Here is a 572-nt window from a genome sequence, read left to right as displayed (position 1 = left end):
CGGGGCCGATCGGCCGCTGGCGCCCTCGCAGGCCCGCGCGATCGAACGCTATGGGCGCGCAGCGGCCGATATAGGCCGGATGAAGGAAAAGGGGTTGCCGGTGCTAGCGCATCAGGAACAGGCGCTGGCGAAGGCCGGCGACGCGCTCGACCAGGTGCGGCCGCTTGGGAGCCGCGACCTCGCCAGCGCGATCGCGCGCGACCCCCGGCTCGCGCGCGACGCGGCCGAGGGGAACACGGGCGGGGCGGCGAAGGCGATGGAGACGGAACGCCAGGTCCGCATCGACCCGGAAAAACGCGCGGGCCGGTTCGTGGAGCAGTGGCAGGGCATGAAGGAGGCGCGGGCCAGCATGGAGCGCGCCGGCGACCGTGCGGGCGCGGAGAAGCTGGGCAAGCGCATGGAAAGCATGGCGGGCGGGTTGCACCGCGACCCGCAGCTCGAATCCGTATTGCAGCGTCGCGCGCCCGAGCTGGCGTTGAGCATGGAGCGCGGCCGGTCGATCGGGCAGGAGCTGGCGCAGTCGGTCAGCATCGGGCGTGACCGCGACCGTGGCATGAGCCGGTAAGGAGGAC

General features: G+C 72.7%; 1 pseudogene. It reads left to right on the top strand.

Annotated features, from left to right (window positions below):
- Positions 1–565, top strand: a pseudogene (locus IEX18_RS18485) (Ti-type conjugative transfer relaxase TraA); the annotation flags it as partial.
- Between the last annotated feature and the right edge of the window lie 7 nt (positions 566–572).

The organism is Sphingomonas metalli, from assembly GCF_014641735.1.
GTDB classification, from domain to species: Bacteria; Pseudomonadota; Alphaproteobacteria; order Sphingomonadales; family Sphingomonadaceae; genus Sphingomonas; species Sphingomonas metalli.
Note: the sequence above shows the minus strand (reverse complement) of the source record. Positions and strands in the feature narration are given on the sequence as shown.